The following is a 20,940-nucleotide window of genomic DNA, read 5'->3' as shown; positions in this document are numbered from 1 at the left end:
ACACCCATGTTACCTAATTGCCGGCCGAGATCCCAGCCGCCCCCCACCGACCGGTCCGTCGGCTACTACCGTTCCTCGTAGACTCGCCCTCGTGGCGCTCGGCTCCCCCTCACCCGCGACGATGCTCGACGTGGACACCACCGCGGCGGTCGAGGTCGCCGGCCTGCGCAAGGCCTACCCCGGCGGCGCCCCGGTGCTGGACGGCCTGTCGTTCCGCGCCGAGCGCGGCCGCGTCACCGCCCTGCTCGGCCCCAACGGCGCCGGCAAGACCACCACCGTCGCCATCTGCGAGGGCCTGCGCCGCGCCGACTCCGGCGCCGTGCGCGTGCTCGGGCTCGACCCCGTCGCCGACGCGGCCGCACTGCGCCCGCGGGTCGGGGTCATGCTCCAGGACGGCGGGCTGCCCACCGGCGTGGGGGCGCTGGAGGCGTTGCGGCACATCGCCTCCCTGCACACCCACCCGCTCGACGTGGGCGTCCTCGCCCAGCGCCTGGGGCTGACCTCCTTCGCCCGCACCCGGGTCCGGCGCCTGTCCGGCGGGCAGCGGCAGCGGCTGGCGGTGGCGTGCGCGCTCGTCGGCCGCCCCGAGCTCGTCTTCCTCGACGAACCCAGCGCCGGGCTCGACCCGCAGGCCCGGCTGGCCGTGTGGGACGTCGTGCGGCAGGCCCGCGCCGCCGGGGTCGCCGTCGTGCTCACCACCCACCTCATGGAGGAGGCCGAGCGGCTGGCCGACGAGGTCGTCGTGGTCGACCACGGCCGGGTGGTGGCGGCCGGCTCCCCCGACGAGCTCACCCGCGGGCCGGCCTCGCTGAGCTTCCGCTCCCGCCCCGGCCTGCCCACCGCCTCCCTGGCCCGCGCGCTGCCCGCCGGCGCCGAGGTCACCGAGGTCGAAGCCGGCCGCTACTGCGTCGGCGGGATCGACGTCGACCCGCGGGTGGTGGCCACCGTGACGAACTGGTGCGCCTCGCACGACGTCCTCGCCGAAGGGGTGGGGCCGGTGCGCCGGACGCTGGAGGACGTCTTCCTCGACCTGACCGGGAGGTCCCTGCGATGAGCACCGCCGCACCCGACGGCGCCCCCGCGCTGGACCTGACGCCCGCCGGGACCGCCGCCCCCTGGGCCGCGCGGGTCCTGCGGCAGGCCGCCTTCGAGGCCAAGGTGGCCCTGCGCAACGGCGAGCAGCTGCTGCTGACGCTGGTGCTGCCCGCCCTGGTGCTCGTCGGCGTCACCCGCGTCGGCTCCCTCGACCTCGGCACCGGGGACCGCCCCGCCCTGGCCCTGGGCGGCGTCCTGGCCCTGGCCGTGGTGTCCACCGCGTTCACCGGGCAGGCCATCGGGACCGGCTTCGACCGGCGCAACGGCGTCCTGCGCCTGCTCGCCACGTCCCCGCTGGGGCGCTCGGGACTGCTGGCCGGCAAGGTCCTCGCCGTCGGAGCCCTCGTCGTCGTGCAGGTCCTCGTGCTCGCCGCGATCGCGCTCCCCCTGGGCTGGACCCCCACCGCGGGGGCGCTCACGGCCGTGCCCGCGCTGCTGCTCGGGATCGCCGCGTTCACCGCGCTCGGGTTGCTGCTGGCGGGCACCGTGCGCGCCGAGGGCACGCTGGCCGTGGCGAACTTCGTCTGGGTGCTGCTGCTGGCCGGCGGGGGCCTGGTGCTGCCCTCCCCGCTGGCGCCGGTGAGCGACCTGCTGCCCTCCGGTGCCCTCGGGACGGCCGTGCGCGAGGCGCTGGCCACCGGCACCGTGGCGGTCGGCCCGCTGCTCGTGCTGGCCGTCTGGACCGCCGCGTGCGGCCTCGCCTGCGCGCGGTGGTTCCGCTGGGAGTGAGCCCGGCGGCGTGAGCCCGGCAGCGCGGGCGGACCCGGGCGGGCCCCCCGCTCGAGGTGCCGCGGGCCCCTGGACGCCGCCGCGGCCCGACCCCGTCGCCGCCCCCTGGAACACGAAGAAGCCCTCCCGAGCGTTCGGGAGGGCTTCTTCGTGTTCCAGGGGGCGAGGCCTCAGAAGGGCCAGGCGATCCGGGCGAACGGGTCGACGGCCACCGCGATCGACAGCAGGGTCAGGTAGGTGATCGAGCCGTGGAACACCCCCATCGGGGAGATCCGCCGCAGCTGCTCCACCGTCCCGGCGTCCTGGCCACCGGTCTCGCGCTCAAAGCGGCTCGCCCGGCGGTGCAGCCCGACCGTCTGGCCCAGGAACACCAGCCCGAGCACCAGCGCGGCGCCCCCGTACACGACCCCGGCGCCACCCAGCGGCACCAGCAGCAGCGAGCACAGGACCATCGCGACGGTGTAGAGCACGATCTGGCGCGAGACCGTGGTCGGCTTCGCGACGACCGGCAGCATCGGCACGCCGGCGTTGGCGTAGTCCTCCCGGTAGCGCACCGACAGCGGCCAGTAGTGCGGCGGGGTCCACAGGAAGATCACCCCGAAGAGGACGAACGGGGCCCAGCTCAGCGAACCCGTCACCGCCGTCCAGCCGATGAGCACCTGCATGCAGCCGGCGACCCCGCCCCAGACGATGTTCTGGGAGGTGCGGCGCTTGAGCAGCAGCGTGTAGCCCACCACGTAGAGCAGGATCGCGCCCAGCGCCAGGACCGCCGACAGCACGTTGACGAAGGCGAGGAACAGGGCGGTGGAGGCCACCCCGAGCACCGCGGCGAACACGAGCGCCTGGTTCGGCGTCACCGCGCCCGTCACCAGCGGCCGGTTCTCCGTGCGCTTCATCAGCGCGTCGATGTCGCGGTCGAAGTAGCAGTTCAGCGTGTTCGCGCAGCCGGCGGCCAGCGCACCCCCGACGAAGGTCGTCAGGATGAGCCAGCCCGAGGGCAGCCCGTCGGCCGCGAAGAGCATGACCGGGATCGTCGTGATGAGCAGCAGCTCGACGATGCGGGGCTTGGTGAGCGCGACGTAGGCGGCGGCCCGGGGGAAGCGGGGAGGGCGCCCGCTGCGGCGCCGGCCCAGCAAGCTGGTCCGGGAGTGCGCAGGGGCGTCGGAGAGACGCGGGTCGGCGACGGTCACAGTGTCCTCGGGGCGAGGCGGCAACGGGCAGGTCAGAGCTTACGCCTCTGCTACGCAGTGTCGTATCCGGTGGTGTGCCGCCCGCCCCGCCGCGGCCCCGCCGCGACCCTCCCGACGACCCTCCCGACGACCCTCCCGACGACCCCGCCGACGATCCCGCCGGGCCCCCGGGACCGGGCCCGGCGGGCGCGCCACCCCTGCCCGGCTGCGCCGTGGCCCCCTGCGAGTAGGCTCACCTGTGGTGACGTGCCCCACACCGTCGGACCCGGCCCGCGGGCCGGCCCACGGCGGGCGCCGCACCGCAGACGAACGCCTCGGACGCCGGTCCGCCACGCAGGGGGCCCGGCGCGCGACGGAGACGAAGAGAGCGGACCACGGCCGGTCCCCCACCGCCATCCGGGCGTTGGTCGGTCAGCTGGTTCGCACGGGAGGAGACACGTGAGCCAGCCCCTCGAGTGGAGCGATCTCGACACGAAGACGGTGGACACCGTCCGCGTCCTGGCGATGGACGCCGTGCAGCGCGCCGGCAACGGCCACCCCGGTACCGCGATGAGCCTGGCACCGGTGGCGTACCTGTTGTTCCAGAAGATGCTGCGTCAGGACCCCTCCGACCCCGACTGGGTCGGTCGGGACCGCTTCGTGCTGTCCTGCGGGCACTCCAGCCTGACGCTCTACATCCAGCTGTACCTCGCCGGCTACGGCCTCGAGCTGGACGACCTCAAGGCGCTGCGCAAGTGGGGTTCGAAGACCCCCGGCCACCCCGAGCACGGCCACACCGCCGGTGTGGAGATGACGACCGGCCCGCTGGGCCAGGGCCTGTCCTCGGCCGTCGGCATGGCGATGGCCGCCCGGCGCGAGCGCGGCCTGTTCGACCCGGACGCCGCCCCCGGCACCAGCCCGTTCGACCACCACATCTACGTGCTGGCCTCCGACGGCGACATCGAGGAGGGCGTGACCTCCGAGGCCTCGGCCATCGCCGGGGTCCAGGAGCTGGGCAACCTGGTCGTCATCTACGACCAGAACCACATCTCCATCGAGGACGACACCGCGATCGCCCTGGCCGAGGACACCGCCAAGCGGTACGAGGCCTACGGCTGGCACGTCCAGACCGTCGACTGGACCAACGGCGGCGAGGGCCCGTACACCGAGGACGTCCACGCCCTGCACGCCGCGATCGAGGCCGCGAAGGCCGAGACCGGCAAGCCGTCCTTCATCCAGCTGCGCACGATCATCGCCTACCCGGCGCCGAACCTGCAGAACACCGGCAAGTCGCACGGGTCCGCGCTCGGCGAGGCCGAGGTCAAGGCCACCAAGGAGGTCCTCGGGTTCGACCCGGAGAAGGACTTCGAGGTCTCCGACGAAGTCATCGCGTTCGCCCGCCAGGCCCGCGACCGCGGCAAGGCCGAGCACGAGGCGTGGCAGGCGCAGTTCGACGCGTGGCGCTCCGGTGCCGGTGAGCGCGCGGAGCTGTTCGACCGCATCCGCACCCGGACCCTGCCCGCCGGCTGGGAGGACGCCCTGCCCGTGTTCGAGGCCGGCAAGTCCATCGCCTCGCGCAAGGCCTCCGGCGAGGTGCTCAACGCCCTGGCCTCGACGCTGCCCGAGCTGTGGGGCGGGTCGGCCGACCTGGCCGAGTCCAACCTCACCTCGATGAAGGGCGAACCGTCCTTCCTGCCGCCCAGCCGCACCACGAAGACCTGGGACGGCAACCCCTACGGCCGCACCCTGCACTTCGGGATCCGCGAGCACGCGATGGGCTCGATCCTCAACGGGATCGCGCTGCACGGCGGGACGCGCCCCTACGGCGGCACGTTCCTCGTCTTCAGCGACTACATGCGCCCGGCCGTCCGGCTCGCGGCCATCATGAAGCTGCCGGTGACGTTCGTGTGGACGCACGACTCCATCGGCCTGGGCGAGGACGGCCCGACGCACCAGCCGATCGAGCACCTCGCCGCGCTGCGCGCCATCCCGGACCTGGACGTCGTCCGCCCCGGCGACGCCAACGAGACCGCGTGGGCCTGGCGCACGATCCTGGGCCACACCGACCGTCCCGCCGGGCTGGCCCTCTCGCGCCAGAACCTGCCGACGTTCGACCGCTCGCAGGCCGGCTGGGGCGACGCCTCGGGTGTCGCCAAGGGCGCCTACACGCTCGTGGAGAGCTCCACCGCCACGCCGCAGGTGATCCTCATCGGCACCGGCTCGGAGGTCCAGATCGCCGTGGCCGCCCGCGAGAAGCTCGAGGCCGAGGGCATCCCGACCCGCGTGGTCTCCATGCCCTGCCGCGAGTGGTTCTTCCAGCAGGACCAGGCCTACCGCGACACCGTCCTGCTGCCGCAGGTCAAGGCGCGCGTGTCCGTGGAGGCGGCGCTGTCCTTCGGCTGGGAGGGCATCGTCGGCGACGCCGGCCGGTCCGTCTCGATCGAGCACTACGGTGCCTCGGCCGACTACCAGGACCTGTACCGCGAGTTCGGCCTGACCGACACCGCGGTCGTGACCGCCGCGAAGGAATCCCTCGCCGGTCTGCAGTGATCCGTGCCCGGGGGCCCGCACCGCGGGCCCCCGGGTTCGTGCGGGCGCCGTCCCGGCGCCCACCCCTCGTCGTGGACCCCTGGAACGGAGAAACCCCCGTGAGCACCACCCGAAGCGGAAACCTCGAGACCCTGCACCAGCACGGCGTGTCGGTGTGGCTGGACGACCTGTCCCGCGAACTGACCGACGGCGGTGAGCTGCAGCGCCTCGTCGACCTCGGCGTCCTGGGCGTCACGTCCAACCCGACGATCTTCGCGACCGCGCTGTCGAAGGGCGACCGCTACACCGAGCAGGTCAAGGAGCTCGTCGCCGCCGGCGCCGACACCGAGAAGGCCGTCTTCGAGATCACCACCGAGGACGTCCGCCGCGCCGCCGACGTCCTCAAGCCCGTCTACGACCGCACCGACGGCGTCGACGGCCGCGTCTCCCTCGAGGTCGACCCCCGCCTGGCCCGCGACACCGCCAAGACCGAGGAGTCGGCCCGGCAGCTGTGGACGGCCGTCGCCCGCGAGAACCTCTACATCAAGATCCCCGCGACGGTCGAGGGCCTGGCCGCGATCTCCACGGCCCTGTCCGAGGGCATCAGCGTGAACGTGACGCTGATCTTCTCCCTGGACCGCTACCGCGCCGTCATGCAGGCGTTCCTGACCGGTCTGGAGCAGGCCAAGGTCAACGGCCACGACCTGTCGAAGATCGAGTCGGTCGCCTCGTTCTTCGTCTCCCGCGTCGACACCGAGATCGACAAGCGCCTCGACGAGATCGGCACCGAGGAGGCGAAGGCGCTGCGCTCCAAGGCGGGCCTGGCCAACGCCCGGCTGGCGTACCAGGCGTACGAGGAGGTCTTCTCGACCCCGCGCTGGCAGGTGCTCAAGGAGGCCGGTGCCCGTCCGCAGCGGCCGCTGTGGGCCTCGACCGGCGTCAAGGACCCGAACCTGCCCGACACGCTGTACGTGACCGGGCTGGTGGCCCCGAACACCGTCAACACCATGCCGGGCAAGACGCTGGACGCCACCGTCGACCACGCCGAGGTCACCGGGGACACCATCCGCGGCTCCTACGGGGAGTCCCAGCAGGTGCTGGACGAGCTCGAGCGCCTGGGGATCTCCTACACCGACGTCGTCGAGCTGCTCGAGACCGAGGGCCTGGACAAGTTCGAGAAGAGCTGGACCGAGCTGCTGCAGACCGTCACCGACGAGCTGGAGCGCGTGAAGACGCAGGCAGCCGCGCAGTGAGCCCCGCGCGGGTGTCGCCCGCAGAGAACCCGCTCCGCGACCCTCGGGACAAGCGGCTCCCGCGCATCGCCGGTCCGTGCGGCATGGTCATGTTCGGCGTCACCGGGGACCTGGCGCGCAAGAAGCTCATGCCCGCGATCTACGACCTGTCCAACCGCGGGCTGCTGCCGCCGGGGTTCGCCCTGACGGGGTTCGCCCGACGCGACTGGGTCGACCAGGACTTCGGCAAGATCGTGTACGACTCGGTGCGCCAGCACGCCCGGACCCCGTTCCGGGAGTCGGTGTGGGCCCAGCTCGCCGAGGGTTTCCGGTTCGTGCCCGGTGAGTTCGACGACGACGAGGCGTTCGACCAGCTCGCCGCGACCGTCGCCGACCTCGACCGGGTGCGGGGCACCGGTGGGAACCACGCGTTCTACATGTCGATCCCGCCGCGCTTCTTCCCCGTCGTGGCCAGGCAGCTGGCGCGCAGCGGGTTGAGCGCCCAGCACGGGGACCAGTGGCGGCGGGTCGTCATCGAGAAGCCGTTCGGGCACGACCTGAAGTCGGCGCGCGAGCTGAACGCCGTCGTCGAGGACGTCTTCCCGCCGGACTCGGTGTTCCGCATCGACCACTACCTGGGCAAGGAGACGGTCCAGAACATCCTGGCGCTGCGCTTCGCCAACCAGATGTTCGAGCCGCTGTGGAACGCCAACCACGTCGACCACGTGCAGATCACCATGGCCGAGGACATCGGCATCGGTGGGCGCGCGGGGTACTACGACGGGATCGGCGCGGCCCGGGACGTCATCCAGAACCACCTGCTGCAGCTGCTGGCCCTGACGGCCATGGAGGAGCCGGTCTCCTTCGAGGCCGCGGACCTGCGGGCGGAGAAGGCGAAGGTCCTGTCGGCGGTGCGCCCGCTGAAGGACCTGGGCCGGTCCACCGCCCGCGGGCAGTACGCCTCCGGCTGGCAGGGTTCGGAGTTCGTCCGGGGCTACCTGGAGGAGGAGGGGATCAACCCCGCCTCCACCACCGAGACGTACGCGGCGATCGAGCTGGAGATCGACACCCGCCGCTGGGCGGGCGTCCCGTTCTACCTGCGGGCCGGCAAGCGCCTGGGCCGGCGGGTCACCGAGATCGCGGTCGTCTTCAAGCGGGCCCCGCACCTGCCGTTCGAGCTCACCGCCACCGAGGAGCTGGGCCAGAACGCGCTGGTCGTGCGGGTCCAGCCCGACGAGGGCATCACCATGCGGTTCGGCTCCAAGGTGCCGGGCACGGCGATGGAGGTGCGCGACGTGACGATGGACTTCGGGTACGGGCACGCCTTCACCGAGTCCAGCCCCGAGGCCTACGAGCGGCTCATCCTCGACGTCCTGCTCGGCGACCCGCCGCTGTTCCCCCGCCACGAGGAGGTCGAGCTGTCGTGGAAGATCCTGGACCCGATCACCTCGTACTGGGCCAAGAACGGCAAGCCCGAGCCGTACGCGTCCGGCACGTGGGGGCCGCCGTCGGCGGACGCCATGCTCGAACGCACCGGCCGGCAGTGGCGGCGACCGTGACCGCGGTCCTGGAGATCCCGGAGGTCTCGCGATGATCATCGATCTGCCCAGCACGTCGACGAGCGCCATCAACAAGGCGCTCGTGGACCTGCGCGACTCCGGTGGTGCGGTGGCCCTGGGACGGGTGCTGACCCTGGTCGTCATCACCGACGACGCGCACGCCGAGAACGCCATCTCGGCGGCCAACGAGGCCAGCCGCGAGCACCCCTGCCGGGTGCTCGTGCTGGCCCGCGGCAACAAGCGCGGCGCGGCGCGCCTGGACGCGCAGATCCGCATCGGCGGCGACGCCGGGGCCAGCGAGGTCGTCGTGCTGCGCGCCTACGGCCCGCTCGTCGAGCACGGCGAGACGACCATCGTCTCGCTGCTGCTGCCCGACGCCCCGATCGTGGCGTACTGGCCCGGGACGGCGCCGGACGACCTGCGCACCGACCCGATCGGCCGGATCGCCCAGCGGCGCATCACCGACTCCGCCGAGGCCCGCGACCCGGCGAAGGCGCTGGAGGCCCGCCGCAGCACCTACCGCGCCGGGGACACCGACCTGGCGTGGACGCGGCTGACCAACTGGCGCGCGCTGCTGGCCGCGGCCCTGGACCAGCCGCCGTACGAGCCGGTCACCGGCATCACGGTGGCCGGGGCGCCGGACAGCCCCAGCACCGAACTGCTCGCGGCCTGGCTGGCGGCCAAGCTGAAGGCGCCGGTCGTGCGGGCCCGCACCCGCAAGGGCACCGGCGTGCAGAGCGTGCGGCTGGAGCGCAAGTCCGGGGCCGTCGAGCTCGTCCGCCCGGACCAGACCGTCGCGACGCTGACCCAGCCGGGCCAGCCCGACCGCCGGTTGTCGCTGGCCCGTCGTCCGGTCAAGGACTGCCTGACCGAGGAGCTGCGCCGGCTGGACCCGGACGAGGTCTACGGCGAGGCCCTCGCCGACGGCCTGCCGCAGGTCCGCAAGAAGGTCATGTCGGTCCGTGACGCCGAGAACGCCGGGAAGCTGTCGGCGACCCGGACGACCGCGGCCCGGCAGGCGGCCGCCGAGCGGGCCTCGGCGAAGGTGTCGGCGTCCATGAAGGGCGCACCGCCCGAGCCCGAACGCGGCGACGGCATGGCCCCTTCCGCGGCGGAGACCACGACGGCGCAGACGCCCGCGAAGAAGGCGGCGGCCAAGCGCACGCCGGCGAAGAAGGCCGCCGGGACGACGACCTCGCGCCGCCGCACGACCGCGAAGGGGGCCACCGCGTGACGCGCACCGACACGCTCGTCGTGCGTCACGGCTCCCCCGAGGTGCTGGCCGCGGCGACCGCCGGCCGGCTCCTGGCCGCGATCGCCGACGCCCAGGCGGCGCGCGGGGTCGCGCACGTGGCGCTGACGGGCGGGACGATCGGCGGCAAGACCCTCGCCGCCGTCGCCCAGTCCCCCGCCCGCGACTCGGTGGACTGGAGGCGGGTCCACTTCTGGTGGTCCGACGAGCGCTTCCTGCCCACCGGTGACCCCGCCCGCAACGCCACCCAGGCCCAGGACGCCCTGCTGGGGGTTCTCGACCTGGACCCCGGGACGGTGCACTACCCGCCGGCCACCGACGGTCCCGACGGCGACGACCTCGACGCCGCCGCCGCCCGGTACGCCGCCGAGCTCCTGCAGTTCGGTGAGGGGGCCGAGACCCCGGCGTTCGACGTGCTGCTGCTGGGCATGGGCCCGGACGGGCACGTCGCCTCGCTGTTCCCGCAGCACCCGGGCCTGGGCCGGGACGACTCCAGCGTCATCGGGGTCCGCGAGTCCCCCAAGCCGCCGCCGCTGCGGGTGTCGTTCACCTTCGGGGCGATCGGCCGGGCCCGCGAGGTGTGGCTGGTCGCCTCCGGGGCGGAGAAGGCACCGGCAGTGGCCCGCGGCGTCGCCGCTGGCGACGTGTCGCTGACGCCGGCCGCCGGGGTCTTCGGCACCGCCCGCACGTTGTGGCTCGTCGACGAGGCGGCCGCCGCGGACCTGTAGGCCCGCACGCCCCACGGGGCGGAGACGACGAAGGCCCCCTGCGGTGCACCGCGGGGGGCCTTCGCGTTCAGCGGGTCAGCGGATGAGACCGCGGGCCCGCAGGGAGTCGAGCGCCTCGCTGAGGATCGCCTGGCCGTCGGCCTCGGAACGGCGTTCCTTCACGTACGCGAGGTGCGTCTTGTAGGGCTCGTTCTTCGGCGGGGCCGGCGGGTTCGCCTTGTCGGTCCCGGCCGGGAACCCGCAACGCGGGCAGTCCCAGGTCTCGGGCGGCTCGACGCCGGACTCCTCGGCGAAGCTGGGCTTGGTCTCGTGCCCGTTCGCGCACCAGTAGGAGATGCGGATGCGGGGCGCGGTGTCGCCGCGCTCCGCTTCGCCCATCGGGCCCGCGCCGACCCTGCTGCCCCGGATGGCGTTGCCACCTGCCACGTCGGTCGTCTCCTCAGAACTCGTTGGTGAAGCGCTCGACCAGGCCGAGCAGGACGACCGTCGCGAACCAGACGCAGCCGACCGTGATCGTGAAGCGGTTCAGGTTGCGTTCGGCCATGCTGGAGCCGGACAGGCTCGTCGTGACGCCGCCGCCGAACATGTCCGACAACCCCCCGCCCTTGCCCTTGTGGAGCAGGATCAGGAGGGTCAGGAACAGGCTGGAGATCGCGAGGATCACCTGCAGCACGATGCGGAGGACGCTCACCCGGTCAGCTTAGGTCATCGCACGGGGTGCTCAGGCGGGGTGGTCCCGGAAACGCACGATCGCGGCGAAGTCCGCGGCGTCGGTGCTGGCCCCGCCGACGAGCGCACCGTCCACGTCGGGCTGCTTCATGATCGCGGCGATGCTGGCGGGCTTGACGCTGCCGCCGTACAGGATCCGGGTCGCGTCGGCGGTCGCGGCGTCGAACTGCTCGGCCACCGCGGCGCGCACCGCGGCGCACACCTCCTGGGCGTCCTCGGGGGTGGCGACCTCACCGGTGCCGATGGCCCACACCGGCTCGTAGGCCAGGACCAGGCCCGCGACCTGCTCCTTGGCCAGGCCGGACAGCGCCTGCGCGACCTGCCCGACGGTGAACTCGACGTGCTGGGCCGCCTTGCGCACGTCCAGCGGTTCCCCGACGCAGACGATCGGGACCAGCCCGGCCGCCAGGGCCTTCTTCGTCTTGGCGTTGACGAGCTCGTCGCTCTCGCCGTGGTACTGGCGGCGCTCGGAGTGGCCGACGGCCACGTAGGTCACGCCGAGCTTGGTCAGCTGCGCGGCGGAGACCTCACCGGTGTACGCGCCGGCGTCGTGCGCGGACACGTCCTGGGCCCCGAGCTTGATCGACAGCCTGTCGCCCTCGATGAGCGTCTGCACGGTGCGCAGGCTGGTGTGCGAGGGCAGCACCGCGACCTCGACGGCCGAGTAGTCGTGCTTGGCGTCGCTGAGGGTCCAGTCCAGCTTCTGCACGAGCAGGGTGCCCTGCTGGTGGTCCAGGACCATCTTCCAGTTCCCGGCGATCAGCGGGGTGCGGGTCATGGGTGGGGCTCCTTCTCGTTCGGTGTTCTCAGCAGGGGGTCAGTCGAGGACGTCGAGGCCGGGGAGCTGCTTGCCCTCGAGGTACTCCAGGCTGGCCCCGCCACCGGTGGAGATGTGCCCGAACTGGGAGTCGGCGAAGCCGAGGGTGCGCACGGCGGCCGCGGAGTCGCCCCCGCCGACGACGCTGAACGCCCCGCCGTCGGCCAGGGCCTGCGCCACCGCCCGGGTGCCCCCGGCGTACGGCTCCATCTCGAACACGCCCATGGGCCCGTTCCAGAACACCGTGCGGGCGTCGGCGAGCTGCGCGGCGAACGCCTGCGCGGAGGCCGGGCCGATGTCCAGGCCGATCCGGTCGGCGGGGATGGCGTCGGCGGGCACGACCCGCGGGTCGGCGTCGGCGGCGAAGGCGGTGGCGGCCACGACGTCGGTGGGCAGCACCAGTTCCACGCCCTTGTCCCGGGCGGTCGCGACGTACCCGCGCACCCGGTCGAGCTGGTCGGCCTCGAGCAGGCTCTTGCCGACCTCGTGCCCGGTGGCCTTGAGGAACGTGAACACCATGCCGCCGCCCACCAGGAGGCGGTCCCCCGCGGTCAGCAGCGAACCGAGCAGGTTGTCGATGACGCCGAGCTTGTCGGAGACCTTCGATCCACCCAGGACCACGGCGTAGGGCCGTTCGGGGTCGCTGGTCAGGCGCTGCAGCACCTCCACCTCGGCGGCGACGAGGCCCCCGGCGGCGTGCGGGAGGCGGCGCGCGACGTCGAAGACGCTGGCGTGCTTGCGGTGCACCGCCCCGAACCCGTCGGAGACGAAGCCGTCGGCCAGGGCGGCGAGCTCGTCGGCGAACGCGCCGCGCTCGCCGTCGTCCTTGCTGGTCTCCCCGGCGTTGAACCGGATGTTCTCCAGCAGCAGCAGCTGCCCGTCCTCCAGCGCCGCGACGGCGGACTCGGCCTCGGCGCCGACCGTCACGGGGCTGAACCCGACGTGGACGCCCGGCAGCAGCTCGGCCAGCCGAGCGTGCACGGGAGCCAGGGAGTACTTGGCCTCCGGGGCACCCTTCGGGCGGCCCAGGTGGGCGGTGACGACGACCCGGGCGCCGGCGTCGAGCAGGCGCCGCAGCGTCGGCACGGAGGCGCGGATGCGGCCGTCGTCGGTGATCACCGGGCTGTCGCCGGAGTGGTCGAGCGGGACGTTCAGGTCGCTGCGGACGAGGACGCGCTTGCCGGCGAACCCGCCGAGCTGCACCTCGAGGTCGTCGATGGTCTTCACGGACGTTCCCTTCTGCTGTCGTGTCGGCCCGGCCCGCGGGTGGACGGACGACGGCCCGGGCACCCCGATGGGGAGCGCCCGGGCCGGATCTTGTCAGAGGCTCAGAGCGAGGAACCCACGAGCGTGACGAGGTCCACGAGACGGTTGGAGTAGCCCCACTCGTTGTCGTACCAGCCGACGACCTTGACCTGGTTGCCGATCGCCTTGGTCAGGCCCGAGTCGTAGATGCAGGAGGAGGGGTCGGTGACGATGTCGGAGGAGACCAGCGGCTCGTCCGAGAACGTCAGGTAGCCCTTCAGCGGGCCGTCGGCGGCGGCCTTGTACGCGGCGTTGATCTCCTCCACGCTCGCCTCGCGGCCGAGGGTGACCGTGAGGTCGGTGGCCGAGCCGGTGGGGACCGGCACGCGCACGGCGTAACCGTCGAGCTTGCCCTTCAGCTGCGGCAGGACCAGGCCGATCGCCTTGGCCGCCCCGGTGGAGGTCGGGACCATGTTCAGGGCCGCGGCGCGGGCGCGACGCAGGTCCTTGTGCGGGCCGTCCTGCAGGTTCTGGTCGGCGGTGTAGGCGTGGATCGTGGTCATCAGACCGCGCTCGATGCCGAAGGTGTCGTCCAGGACCTTGGCCAGCGGGGCCAGGCAGTTGGTCGTGCACGAGGCGTTGGAGATGATCGAGTGCTTCGCGGCGTCGTAGTCGCCGTCGTTGACGCCCATGACGACGGTCACGTCGTCGTTGGTCGCCGGCGCGGAGATGACGACCTTCTTGGCCCCGGCGTCCAGGTGGGCCTTGGCCTTCTGGCCGTCGGTGAAGAAGCCGGTGGACTCCACGACGACGTCGACCCCGAGGTCGCCCCAGCCGAGGTTGGCCGGGTCGCGGTCGGCGAGGACCTTGACCTTGCGGTCGCCGACGACGATGGCGTCGCCCTCGACCCGCACGTCCTCGGCGAGCTTGCCGAGGATGGAGTCGTGCTTGAGCAGGTGCGCCAGAGCCTTCGCGTCGGTGAGGTCGTTGACGGCCACGACCTCGACGTCCGCGTTCTGCGCGAGGACCGCGCGGAAGAAGTTGCGGCCGATGCGGCCGAATCCGTTGATGCCGACCCGAGTGGTCATGCGCTCTCCATCCCTGACGCACCCATCGACCGGGCGGGCCGGGTGCGTCTCGTGCGTCCGGTACGTGATCAGTACTGGTGCGGTTCCCCCTGCCTCGGCAGGGACGTACCCGCCGCGGGCCCCGCGGCGTCGCTCCGACCCTATGGCCTGCGTCACGTCGACGCGGAATCGGGGTGCCGTGCGCGCCGGGCGCGCGACCTCAGGCGTCGAGCATGTCGGGGGTGAGCCCGGACTCGGTCCCGGGCAGCCCCAGCTCGATGGCCTTCTTGTCCGCCATCCCCAGCAGCCGCCGGATGCGCCCGGCGATGGCGTCCTTCGTCATGGGCGGGTCGGCGAGCTGACCGAGCTCCTCGAGGCTGGCCTGCTTGTGCTCCAGCCGCAGCCGCCCGGCCTGCAGGAGGTGGTCGGGGATGTCGTCGCCCAGCAGCTCCAGGGCCCGTTCGACGCGGGCGCCGGCCGCGACGGCCGCGCGCGCGGAGCGGCGCAGGTTGGCGTCGTCGAAGTTCGCGAGCCGGTTGGCGGTGGCGCGCACCTCGCGGCGCATCCGCCGCTCCTCCCAGGTCATCATCGCGTCGTGGGCCCCCAGCCGGGTCAGCAGCGCGCTGATGGCGTCGCCGTCGCGCAGCACCACGCGGTCCACCCCGCGCACCTCGCGGGCCTTGGCCGACAGGTCCAGGCGGCGGGCGGCGCCGACGAGCGCGAGCGCCGCCTCCGGGCCGGGGCAGGTCACCTCCAGGGCGGCCGAGCGGCCCGGTTCGGTGAGGGACCCGCGGGCCAGGAAGGCGCCGCGCCAGGCCGCCTCGGCGATCTGGGTGGAGCTGGACACGATGTGCGAGGGCAGGCCGCGCACGGGGCGGCCGCGGCCGTCGAGCAGCCCGGTCTGGCGGGCCAGGGACTCCCCGTCGCGGGCGACGCGCAGGACGTAGCGGGTGGCGCGGCGCAGCCCCCCGGCCTGCACGACGAGCAGGTCGCTGGGGTGGCCGAACACGTCGGCGATGTCGCGGCGCAGGCGCCGGGCGATGGACGCCGAGTCCAGCTCCGCCTCGATGACGATCCGCCCGGAGACGATGTGCAGCCCCCCGGCGAACCGGAGCATGACCGACACCTCGGCCTTGCGGGCCGCCGTCGTCGTCACCGGCAACCGGCTCAGTTCGTCCTTGACCGCCGCCGTCATCGCCATGACCGGTCCTCCCGCTGCACCGTCTCCACCTCTCGTACCCACTCGACGCCCACCGTCCCCCCGCGACTCAGCCGCCACCGGCGAACACGTCACGGTAGGCCGCGGCGAGCCGCAGCGCGTCGTGGCGGGGCGTGCCGTCGCCCACCGAGACGGTGCGCAGGACCAGGTGCGCGCCGAGGTCGCCGGCGACCCGGGTCAGCGCGTCCACGTCGCCCACGGCCACCGGGTCGGCCACGACGGCGTCGACCCGCAGGTCGGGGGCGTGGGCGGCCAGGACCTCCAGGTGCGCCTCGGCGCTGAACCCGTCGGTCTCCCCGGGCTGGACGGCGAGGTTGAGCGTGACGCAGGTGCGGGCGGTCGTGGTGGTCAGCGCCTTCAGCAGCCCCGGGACCATGAGGTGGGGCAGGACGCTGGTGAACCAGGACCCCGGGCCCAGGACGACCCAGTCGGCGGTCTCGACGGCCTCGACGACCTCGGGGCGCACGGGCGGGTCGGCCGGGACGAGGCGCACGGCGGCGACGCGGCCGGTGGTGGAGGCCACCGCGACCTGGCCGCGGACGGGGGTGAGCTCGTCGGGGGCGCCCTCGACGAGGCCGAGGACGTCGGCCTCGATGTCGAGCGGCACGGCGGCCATGGGCAGGACGCGGCCGCGGGCGCCGAGCAGGCGCCCGACCCAGTCGAGGCCGGCGACCTCGTCGCCGAGCAGTTCCCACAGGGTCGCGATGAGCAGGTTGCCGGTGGCGTGCTGGTGCAGCGACCCGGCGCTGGTGAAGCGGTGCTGGAGGACGTCGCGCCAGGTGCGGCCCCACTCGGAGTCGTCGCACAGGGCCGACAGGGCCATCCGCAGGTCCCCGGGGGGCAGACCGCCGAGCTCGCGGCGCAGCCGGCCGGAGGAGCCGCCGTCGTCGGCGACGGTGACGACGGCGGTGAGGCGGTCGGTGAGGTGGCGCAGCGCCGACAGCGACGCCGACAGGCCGTGCCCGCCGCCGAGGGCGACGACGGCGGGTGCGCCGGAGGAACCCACGCCGTGCGCGGACCCGGGCGCGGGCAGCGGACCGGTCCCCGGGGCCGGGCCCACGGTCGGGATCAGGCCGGTCGGGAAGCTGGTCGAGGAGGGGTGGGTGGACTCGGGCAGGGGGCTCACTCCCGACCCAGGTCGCGGTGCAGGACGCGGACGGGCACGCCGTCGCGGCGCAGGCGGGCGCCGAGCTCCTCGGCCATGGCGACCGAGCGGTGCTTGCCCCCGGTGCAGCCGATGGCGATCGTGGCGTAGCGCTTGTTCTCGCGGCGGTAGCCGTCGAAGACGGGGTGCAGCGCGGACTCGTATCGGTCCAGGAACGGCCCGGCGCCCTCGGCGGCGAGCACGAACCGCGACACGGGCCCGTCCTGGCCGGTCAGGGGGCGCAGCTCGGGTTCCCAGTGCGGGTTGGGGATGAAGCGGACGTCGGCGACGTGCTCGGCGTCGGCGGGGGTGCCGTACTTGAACCCGAAGCTCATGACGGTCACGCGCAGGTCGTCGGCGCGGTCGGCCTCGAACAGGGACGCCACCAGGGAGCCGAGCTGGTGGACGTTGAAGGAGCTGGAGTCGACGACGACGTCGGCGCGGGCGCGCAGCTCGCCGGTCAGGGCGCGTTCGCGGGCGATGCCGTCGACGATGCGGTCGTCGCCCTGCAGCGGGTGCGGGCGGCGGACCCCTTCGAAGCGGCGGACCAGGACCTCGTCGGTGGCGTCGAGGAACAGCACGCGCGGGGACACGTGCCGGGTGTCGAGGGCGGCGAGCGCCCCGGTGAGCTCGGCGAAGAAGCTGCGGCCGCGGACGTCGACGACGACGGCCAGGCGCGGGATGGCCTGGCCGGCGCGGGCGGCGAGCTCGGCGAGGGGTTCGAGCATCTGCGGCGGGAGGTTGTCCACGACGTACCAGCCGAGGTCCTCCAGGGCCTTGCCGGTGGTGGAGCGCCCGGCGCCGGACATGCCGGTGATGATGAGCAGCTCGGGGCGGCGTGGCTTGTCGGTGGCGGGACCGGTGGCGGGACCTTCGCGGGGTTCGTCGCCGGCTGCCGTCTCGTGCACGGGCTCATCCTGTCATCCCGGGCGTGTCGCGCGCGACGAGGTCGGTACGCGCCGCGGTCGGGCACTCACCTGCCGTGGTCGGGGTGGGTCGGTGGGGTCAGTCGATGAGTTCCCCGGTGGCGGTGTTCACGGCGGGTTCGGGGGTGCGGGCGGCGAGGGCCTCGACGACGGCGGCGGCGGTGCGCGGTCCCATGCCGGGGACGGCGGCGACCTCCTCGACGGTGGCGGCGCGCAGCTTCTTGACGGACCCGAAGTGGCGCAGCAAGGCGCTCTTGCGGGCCTGGCCGAGGCCGGGGACGCCGTCGAGGGCTGAGGTCGTCATCGCCTTGGACCGCTTGGCGCGGTGGTAGGTGATGGCGAAGCGGTGGGCCTCGTCGCGCACGCGCTGGAGCAGGAACAGGCCCTGGCTGGTGCGGGGCAGGACGACGGGGTGGGTCTCGCCGGGCAGCCAGACCTCCTCGAGGCGCTTGGCCAGCCCGCACAGGGCGACGTCGACGACGCCGACGTCGGCCAGCGCGCGGGCGGCGGCCTCGACCTGCGGCTGGCCGCCGTCGACGACGACGAGGTTGGGGGCGTAGGCGAAGCGGCGGGGACGGCCGGTCTCGGGGTCCAGACCGGCGAGGACCTCCCCGCTGACGGCACCGGACGTCTCGACCTCGACGCCGTCGGCGGTCTCGGTGATCGGCCCGGCCGCCTCCTCGGTGCGCAGGCGCCGGAAGCGGCGGGTCAGGACCTCGCGCATGGCGCGGGTGTCGTCGAGGCCGCCCTCGTCGCCGCGGACGGCGAAGCGGCGGTAGTCGGACTTCTTGGGCAGGCCGTCCTCGAAGACGACCATCGAGGCGACGACGTTGGTCTCCTGGGTGTGGGAGACGTCGTAGCACTCGATGCGCAGCGGGGCCTCGTCGAGGCCGAGGGCCTCCTGCAGCTCGGTGAGGGCCAGGCTGCGGGTGGTGAGGTCGCCGCCGCGGCGGGTCTTGTGCAGGGCCAGGGCCTGGGTGGCGTTGCGGTGCACAGTCTCCAGCAGGGCGCGCTTGTCGCCGCGCTGGGGCACGCGCAGGTCGACGCGGGAGCCGCGCAGCTCCGAGAGCCAGTCCTCGACGTCGCTCTCGACGGTGGCGGGCAGCTCGGGGACGAGGACCTCGCGGGGCACGCCCTCCCCGCTCTCGCCGCCGTAGACCTGCAGGAGGAGCTGCTCGACGAGCTCGGGGGTGCCGACGTCCTCGACCTTCTCGGAGATCCAGCCGCGCTGACCGCGGACGCGGCCGCCGCGGACGTGGAAGACCTGGACGGCGGCTTCGAGCTCGTCGTCGGCGATGGCGAAGACGTCGGCGTCGGTGGCGTCGGGCAGGACGACGGCGGACTTCTCCAGGGCCTTGGTCAGGGCGCCGAGGTCGTCGCGCAGGCGGGCGGCGCGCTCGTAGTCGAGCTCGGCGGCGGCGGCCTTCATCTGCTGCTCGGCGCGGCGGACGAAGCGGGCGGTGTTGCCGGCCATGAAGTCGCAGAAGTCCTGCGCGAGCGCCTTGTGGTCCTCGGGGGAGATCTTCCCGACGCAGGGGGCCGAGCACTTGTCGATGTACCCCAGCAGGCAGGGCCGCCCGACCTGGCCGGCGCGCTTGTAGACCCCGGCCGAGCAGGTGCGGACGGGGAAGACGCGCAGCAGCAGGTCGACGGTCTCGCGGATGGCCCAGGCGTGGGTGTAGGGGCCGAAGTAGCGGGTGCCCTTGCGCTTGGCGCCGCGCAGGACCTGCACGCGGGGGACCTGCTCGCCCATGGTGACGGCCAGGTAGGGGTAGGACTTGTCGTCGCGGTACTTGACGTTGAAGCGCGGGTCGAACTCCTTGATCCAGGAGTACTCCAGCTGCAGGGCCTCGACCTCGGTGGCCACCACGGTCCACTCGACGCTGGCGGCGGTGGTGACCATGGCCATGGTCCGCGGGTGCAGGGCGGACAGGTCCTGGAAGTAGTTGGCCAGCCGCGCGCGCAGGCTCTTGGCCTTGCCGACGTAGATGACGCGGCCGGCGGGGTCGCGGAAGCGGTACACCCCGGGTTCGACGGGGATCTCCCCCGGCTTGGGGCGGTAGGTGGCGGGGTCGGGCACGGTACGAGGTTAGGTCGCCGGTCCGACAGGGGACCGCCCCGACCCCGGCGGCGACGACGGGTCGCCTCGCCGTGACGCTGCGCGACGGGGCGTGGGAGGCGGGTGAGGGCGGGACCTCGATCGGACCGATCCGGCGGCCGGTGGGGGTGCGCGGCCGCGGGCCGGTCCTACCGTCCGTGCGTGCCCACCCCGCCCAGTTCCCTCGCCCCCGCCCCGCACGGGACCCCGCAGGTGCTGCGGCGCCCGCTGGGCTTCCCCGTCGGCCCGGGGGCACCCGGTCCCGTCGCGGTCGTGGTCGGCGGCCGGGGGGAGGCGGTCGCCCTGGCCGAGGTGGTGCGCCGGCTGGGGGCGGCCGGTCTGCTGGTGCGCGCCGGCGACGCGGACGACGCCCTGCCGCCGGCCGTGCGCGACCAGCTGGGGTTCGGTCGCGGCGGCGGCGAGGCGCTGGCCCTGGAGGCCGGCGGCTCGCGCGGGCAGCGGCTGGGGGCGGCGGTGGCCGCGCTCGACGAGGCGTTCACCCGGCACCGGCCCAGCGCCGTCGTCGTGCACGGCGGCTCCCCGGCCGCGCTGGCCGGGGCGCTGGCCGCGGACGCGGTCGGCGTCCCGGTCGTGCACGTGGGGGCGGGGCTGCGCAGCTTCGACCGCGCGGTGCCCGGTGAGCGGCACCGGGTGCTGATCGACCAGCTGGCCGAGCTGTGCTGCGCGCCGACCGCGCTGGCGGTGCGCAACCTGCGCGCCGAGGGCGTCGCCGACGAGCGGATCCTGCTGACCGGCGGCACCTCGGTGGAGTCGGTGCACCACCTGCGGCTGGCCCCGGACGCCCAGGCGGACGTCCTGGCCGGGCTGGGCCTCACGCCCGGGTTCGTGCTGCTGACGCTGCACCGCGGCGAGGACGTCGACCCACCCGCGGTGCTGCGGCAGGTCCTCACCGAGATGGGCGCGGTCGCCGCCGACGGTGCGCCAGTCGTGCTCGTGGCTCCCCCGCGCGACGTGCGGCGGTGGCGGGCCGACGGCCTGGGTGACCTGCTGGACCGCTTCGCGGTCCTCGCCCCGCAGCCGCCGGCGCAGTTCCTGGCCCTGCTGGAGCAGGCGCGGCTGGTCGTGACCGACTCCGGCGGCGTCCAGGAGGAGGCCGCGGTCCTGGGCCGGCGGGTGATCCTGCTGCGCCGCCGCACCGAGCGCCCCGAGCTGCTGGGGGCGTCCGGCGCGCTGGTGCCCGCGGGTCTGCGGCTGGCGGCCGCGGTGCGCTCAGCGCTGGCCCGGGGAACGGCCCGAGGGACGGCCCGGGAACCCGTGCCGCTCACACCCTACGGGGACGGGTCGGCGAGCCGGGTGGTCGTGGAGTCGATCGTCAAGCTCGTCGCCCCGTCCTGAGCCGGGGGGGGGGGGGGGGGGGGGGGGGGGGGGGGGGGGGGGGGGG

Annotated in this window: 18 protein-coding genes; 8 read left to right on the top strand and 10 right to left on the bottom strand. The window is 74.0% G+C overall.

Features of this window, described 5'->3' with window-relative positions:
- Positions 1 to 121: 121 nt before the first annotated feature.
- Both ACRYRX_RS12845 and ACRYRX_RS12840 read left to right on the top strand, forming a co-directional pair.
- Positions 122 to 1,054, top strand: a complete 933-nt coding sequence (locus tag ACRYRX_RS12845; RefSeq protein WP_432512510.1) for an ABC transporter ATP-binding protein — start codon at positions 122 to 124, stop codon at positions 1,052 to 1,054.
- Positions 1,051 to 1,824, top strand: a complete 774-nt coding sequence (locus ACRYRX_RS12840) for an ABC transporter permease (protein WP_432512334.1) — start codon at positions 1,051 to 1,053, stop codon at positions 1,822 to 1,824. Before ACRYRX_RS12845 ends, ACRYRX_RS12840 begins: the two co-directional genes overlap by 4 nt.
- A gap of 170 nt (positions 1,825 to 1,994) precedes the next feature.
- On the opposite strand, the gene ACRYRX_RS12835 is transcribed toward ACRYRX_RS12840, so the two are convergent.
- Entirely contained in the window at positions 1,995 to 3,014 is a 1,020-nt protein-coding gene (locus ACRYRX_RS12835; RefSeq protein ID WP_432512332.1) for a heme o synthase, read from the bottom strand.
- Positions 3,015 to 3,452: 438 nt separating this feature from the next.
- On the opposite strand from ACRYRX_RS12835, the gene tkt reads away from it, so the two are divergent.
- From tkt to pgl, 5 genes are all read left to right on the top strand, one after another.
- Positions 3,453 to 5,543, top strand: a complete 2,091-nt coding sequence (tkt, locus tag ACRYRX_RS12830) for a transketolase (RefSeq protein WP_432512330.1) — start codon at positions 3,453 to 3,455, stop codon at positions 5,541 to 5,543.
- A gap of 98 nt (positions 5,544 to 5,641) precedes the next feature.
- Positions 5,642 to 6,775: a transaldolase gene (gene tal / locus ACRYRX_RS12825; protein WP_432512328.1), complete on the top strand. Its 1,134-nt coding sequence runs from the start codon at positions 5,642 to 5,644 to the stop codon at positions 6,773 to 6,775.
- Positions 6,772 to 8,313: a glucose-6-phosphate dehydrogenase gene (gene zwf / locus ACRYRX_RS12820; RefSeq protein ID WP_432512326.1), complete on the top strand. Its 1,542-nt coding sequence runs from the start codon at positions 6,772 to 6,774 to the stop codon at positions 8,311 to 8,313. The genes tal and zwf overlap by 4 nt, the downstream gene beginning before the upstream one ends.
- Positions 8,314 to 8,344: 31 nt before the next feature.
- The gene (gene opcA / locus ACRYRX_RS12815; RefSeq protein WP_432512325.1) at positions 8,345 to 9,547 is read left to right on the top strand and encodes a glucose-6-phosphate dehydrogenase assembly protein OpcA; all 1,203 of its coding nucleotides are present in this window, start codon (positions 8,345 to 8,347) and stop codon (positions 9,545 to 9,547) included.
- Positions 9,544 to 10,293: a 6-phosphogluconolactonase gene (gene pgl / locus ACRYRX_RS12810; RefSeq protein ID WP_432512323.1), complete on the top strand. Its 750-nt coding sequence runs from the start codon at positions 9,544 to 9,546 to the stop codon at positions 10,291 to 10,293. Before opcA ends, pgl begins: the two co-directional genes overlap by 4 nt.
- Positions 10,294 to 10,368: 75 nt before the next feature.
- Here the strand turns inward: pgl and ACRYRX_RS12805 are convergent, their stop codons facing one another.
- From ACRYRX_RS12805 to uvrC, 9 genes are all read right to left on the bottom strand, one after another.
- Positions 10,369 to 10,719: an RNA polymerase-binding protein RbpA gene (locus ACRYRX_RS12805; RefSeq protein WP_432512322.1), complete on the bottom strand. Its 351-nt coding sequence runs from the start codon at positions 10,717 to 10,719 to the stop codon at positions 10,369 to 10,371.
- Positions 10,720 to 10,732: 13 nt separating this feature from the next.
- Positions 10,733 to 10,984 carry a preprotein translocase subunit SecG gene (secG, locus tag ACRYRX_RS12800; RefSeq protein WP_370719244.1) on the bottom strand — a complete coding sequence of 84 codons (252 nt, stop codon included), beginning with the start codon at positions 10,982 to 10,984 and terminating at the stop codon, positions 10,733 to 10,735.
- Positions 10,985 to 11,014: 30 nt separating this feature from the next.
- Complete coding sequence (gene tpiA, locus ACRYRX_RS12795) at positions 11,015 to 11,800, bottom strand: triose-phosphate isomerase (protein ID WP_432512321.1); 786 nt, start codon at positions 11,798 to 11,800, stop codon at positions 11,015 to 11,017.
- A 39-nt stretch (positions 11,801 to 11,839) separates the two neighbouring features.
- Positions 11,840 to 13,066: a phosphoglycerate kinase gene (locus tag ACRYRX_RS12790; RefSeq protein ID WP_432512320.1), complete on the bottom strand. Its 1,227-nt coding sequence runs from the start codon at positions 13,064 to 13,066 to the stop codon at positions 11,840 to 11,842.
- 101 nt (positions 13,067 to 13,167) lie between these two features.
- A complete protein-coding gene (gene gap, locus ACRYRX_RS12785) occupies positions 13,168 to 14,172 on the bottom strand; it encodes a type I glyceraldehyde-3-phosphate dehydrogenase (RefSeq protein ID WP_432512319.1) in 1,005 nt (334 codons plus the stop codon).
- Positions 14,173 to 14,371: 199 nt separating this feature from the next.
- Positions 14,372 to 15,352: a DNA-binding protein WhiA gene (gene whiA / locus ACRYRX_RS12780; protein ID WP_432512318.1), complete on the bottom strand. Its 981-nt coding sequence runs from the start codon at positions 15,350 to 15,352 to the stop codon at positions 14,372 to 14,374.
- A 67-nt stretch (positions 15,353 to 15,419) separates the two neighbouring features.
- Complete coding sequence (locus ACRYRX_RS12775) at positions 15,420 to 16,403, bottom strand: gluconeogenesis factor YvcK family protein (protein WP_432512509.1); 984 nt, start codon at positions 16,401 to 16,403, stop codon at positions 15,420 to 15,422.
- An 89-nt stretch (positions 16,404 to 16,492) separates the two neighbouring features.
- The gene (gene rapZ, locus ACRYRX_RS12770) at positions 16,493 to 17,323 is read right to left on the bottom strand and encodes an RNase adapter RapZ (protein ID WP_432512508.1); all 831 of its coding nucleotides are present in this window, start codon (positions 17,321 to 17,323) and stop codon (positions 16,493 to 16,495) included.
- A 196-nt stretch (positions 17,324 to 17,519) separates the two neighbouring features.
- Positions 17,520 to 19,520 carry an excinuclease ABC subunit UvrC gene (gene uvrC / locus ACRYRX_RS12765; protein WP_432512316.1) on the bottom strand — a complete coding sequence of 667 codons (2,001 nt, stop codon included), beginning with the start codon at positions 19,518 to 19,520 and terminating at the stop codon, positions 17,520 to 17,522.
- A gap of 180 nt (positions 19,521 to 19,700) precedes the next feature.
- Between uvrC and ACRYRX_RS12760 the strand changes: the two genes are divergently transcribed.
- On the top strand, positions 19,701 to 20,894 hold the full coding sequence (locus ACRYRX_RS12760) for a UDP-N-acetyl glucosamine 2-epimerase (RefSeq protein WP_432512314.1): 1,194 nt from the start codon (positions 19,701 to 19,703) through the stop codon (positions 20,892 to 20,894).
- The last annotated feature ends 46 nt before the right edge of the window (positions 20,895 to 20,940 follow it).

The sequence above is a fragment of the Kineococcus lubricus genome, assembly GCF_050871965.1.
Taxonomy (GTDB): domain Bacteria; phylum Actinomycetota; class Actinomycetes; order Actinomycetales; family Kineococcaceae; genus Kineococcus.
This window is presented reverse-complemented; position numbering and strand designations above follow the sequence as displayed.

What these genes read in the sequence shown, in the direction of transcription:
- ACRYRX_RS12840 (WP_432512334.1), top strand. Translation starts at nt 1,051, where the DNA reads ATGAGCACCGCCGCACCCGACGGCGCCCCCGCGCTGGACCTGACGCCC.
- gap (WP_432512319.1), bottom strand. Translation starts at nt 14,172, where the DNA reads ATGACCACTCGGGTCGGCATCAACGGATTCGGCCGCATCGGCCGCAAC.
- opcA (WP_432512325.1), top strand. Translation starts at nt 8,345, where the DNA reads ATGATCATCGATCTGCCCAGCACGTCGACGAGCGCCATCAACAAGGCG.
- whiA (WP_432512318.1), bottom strand. Translation starts at nt 15,352, where the DNA reads ATGGCGATGACGGCGGCGGTCAAGGACGAACTGAGCCGGTTGCCGGTG.
- tpiA (WP_432512321.1), bottom strand. Translation starts at nt 11,800, where the DNA reads ATGACCCGCACCCCGCTGATCGCCGGGAACTGGAAGATGGTCCTGGAC.
- rapZ (WP_432512508.1), bottom strand. Translation starts at nt 17,323, where the DNA reads ATGTCCGGCGCCGGGCGCTCCACCACCGGCAAGGCCCTGGAGGACCTC.
- ACRYRX_RS12845 (WP_432512510.1), top strand. Translation starts at nt 122, where the DNA reads ATGCTCGACGTGGACACCACCGCGGCGGTCGAGGTCGCCGGCCTGCGC.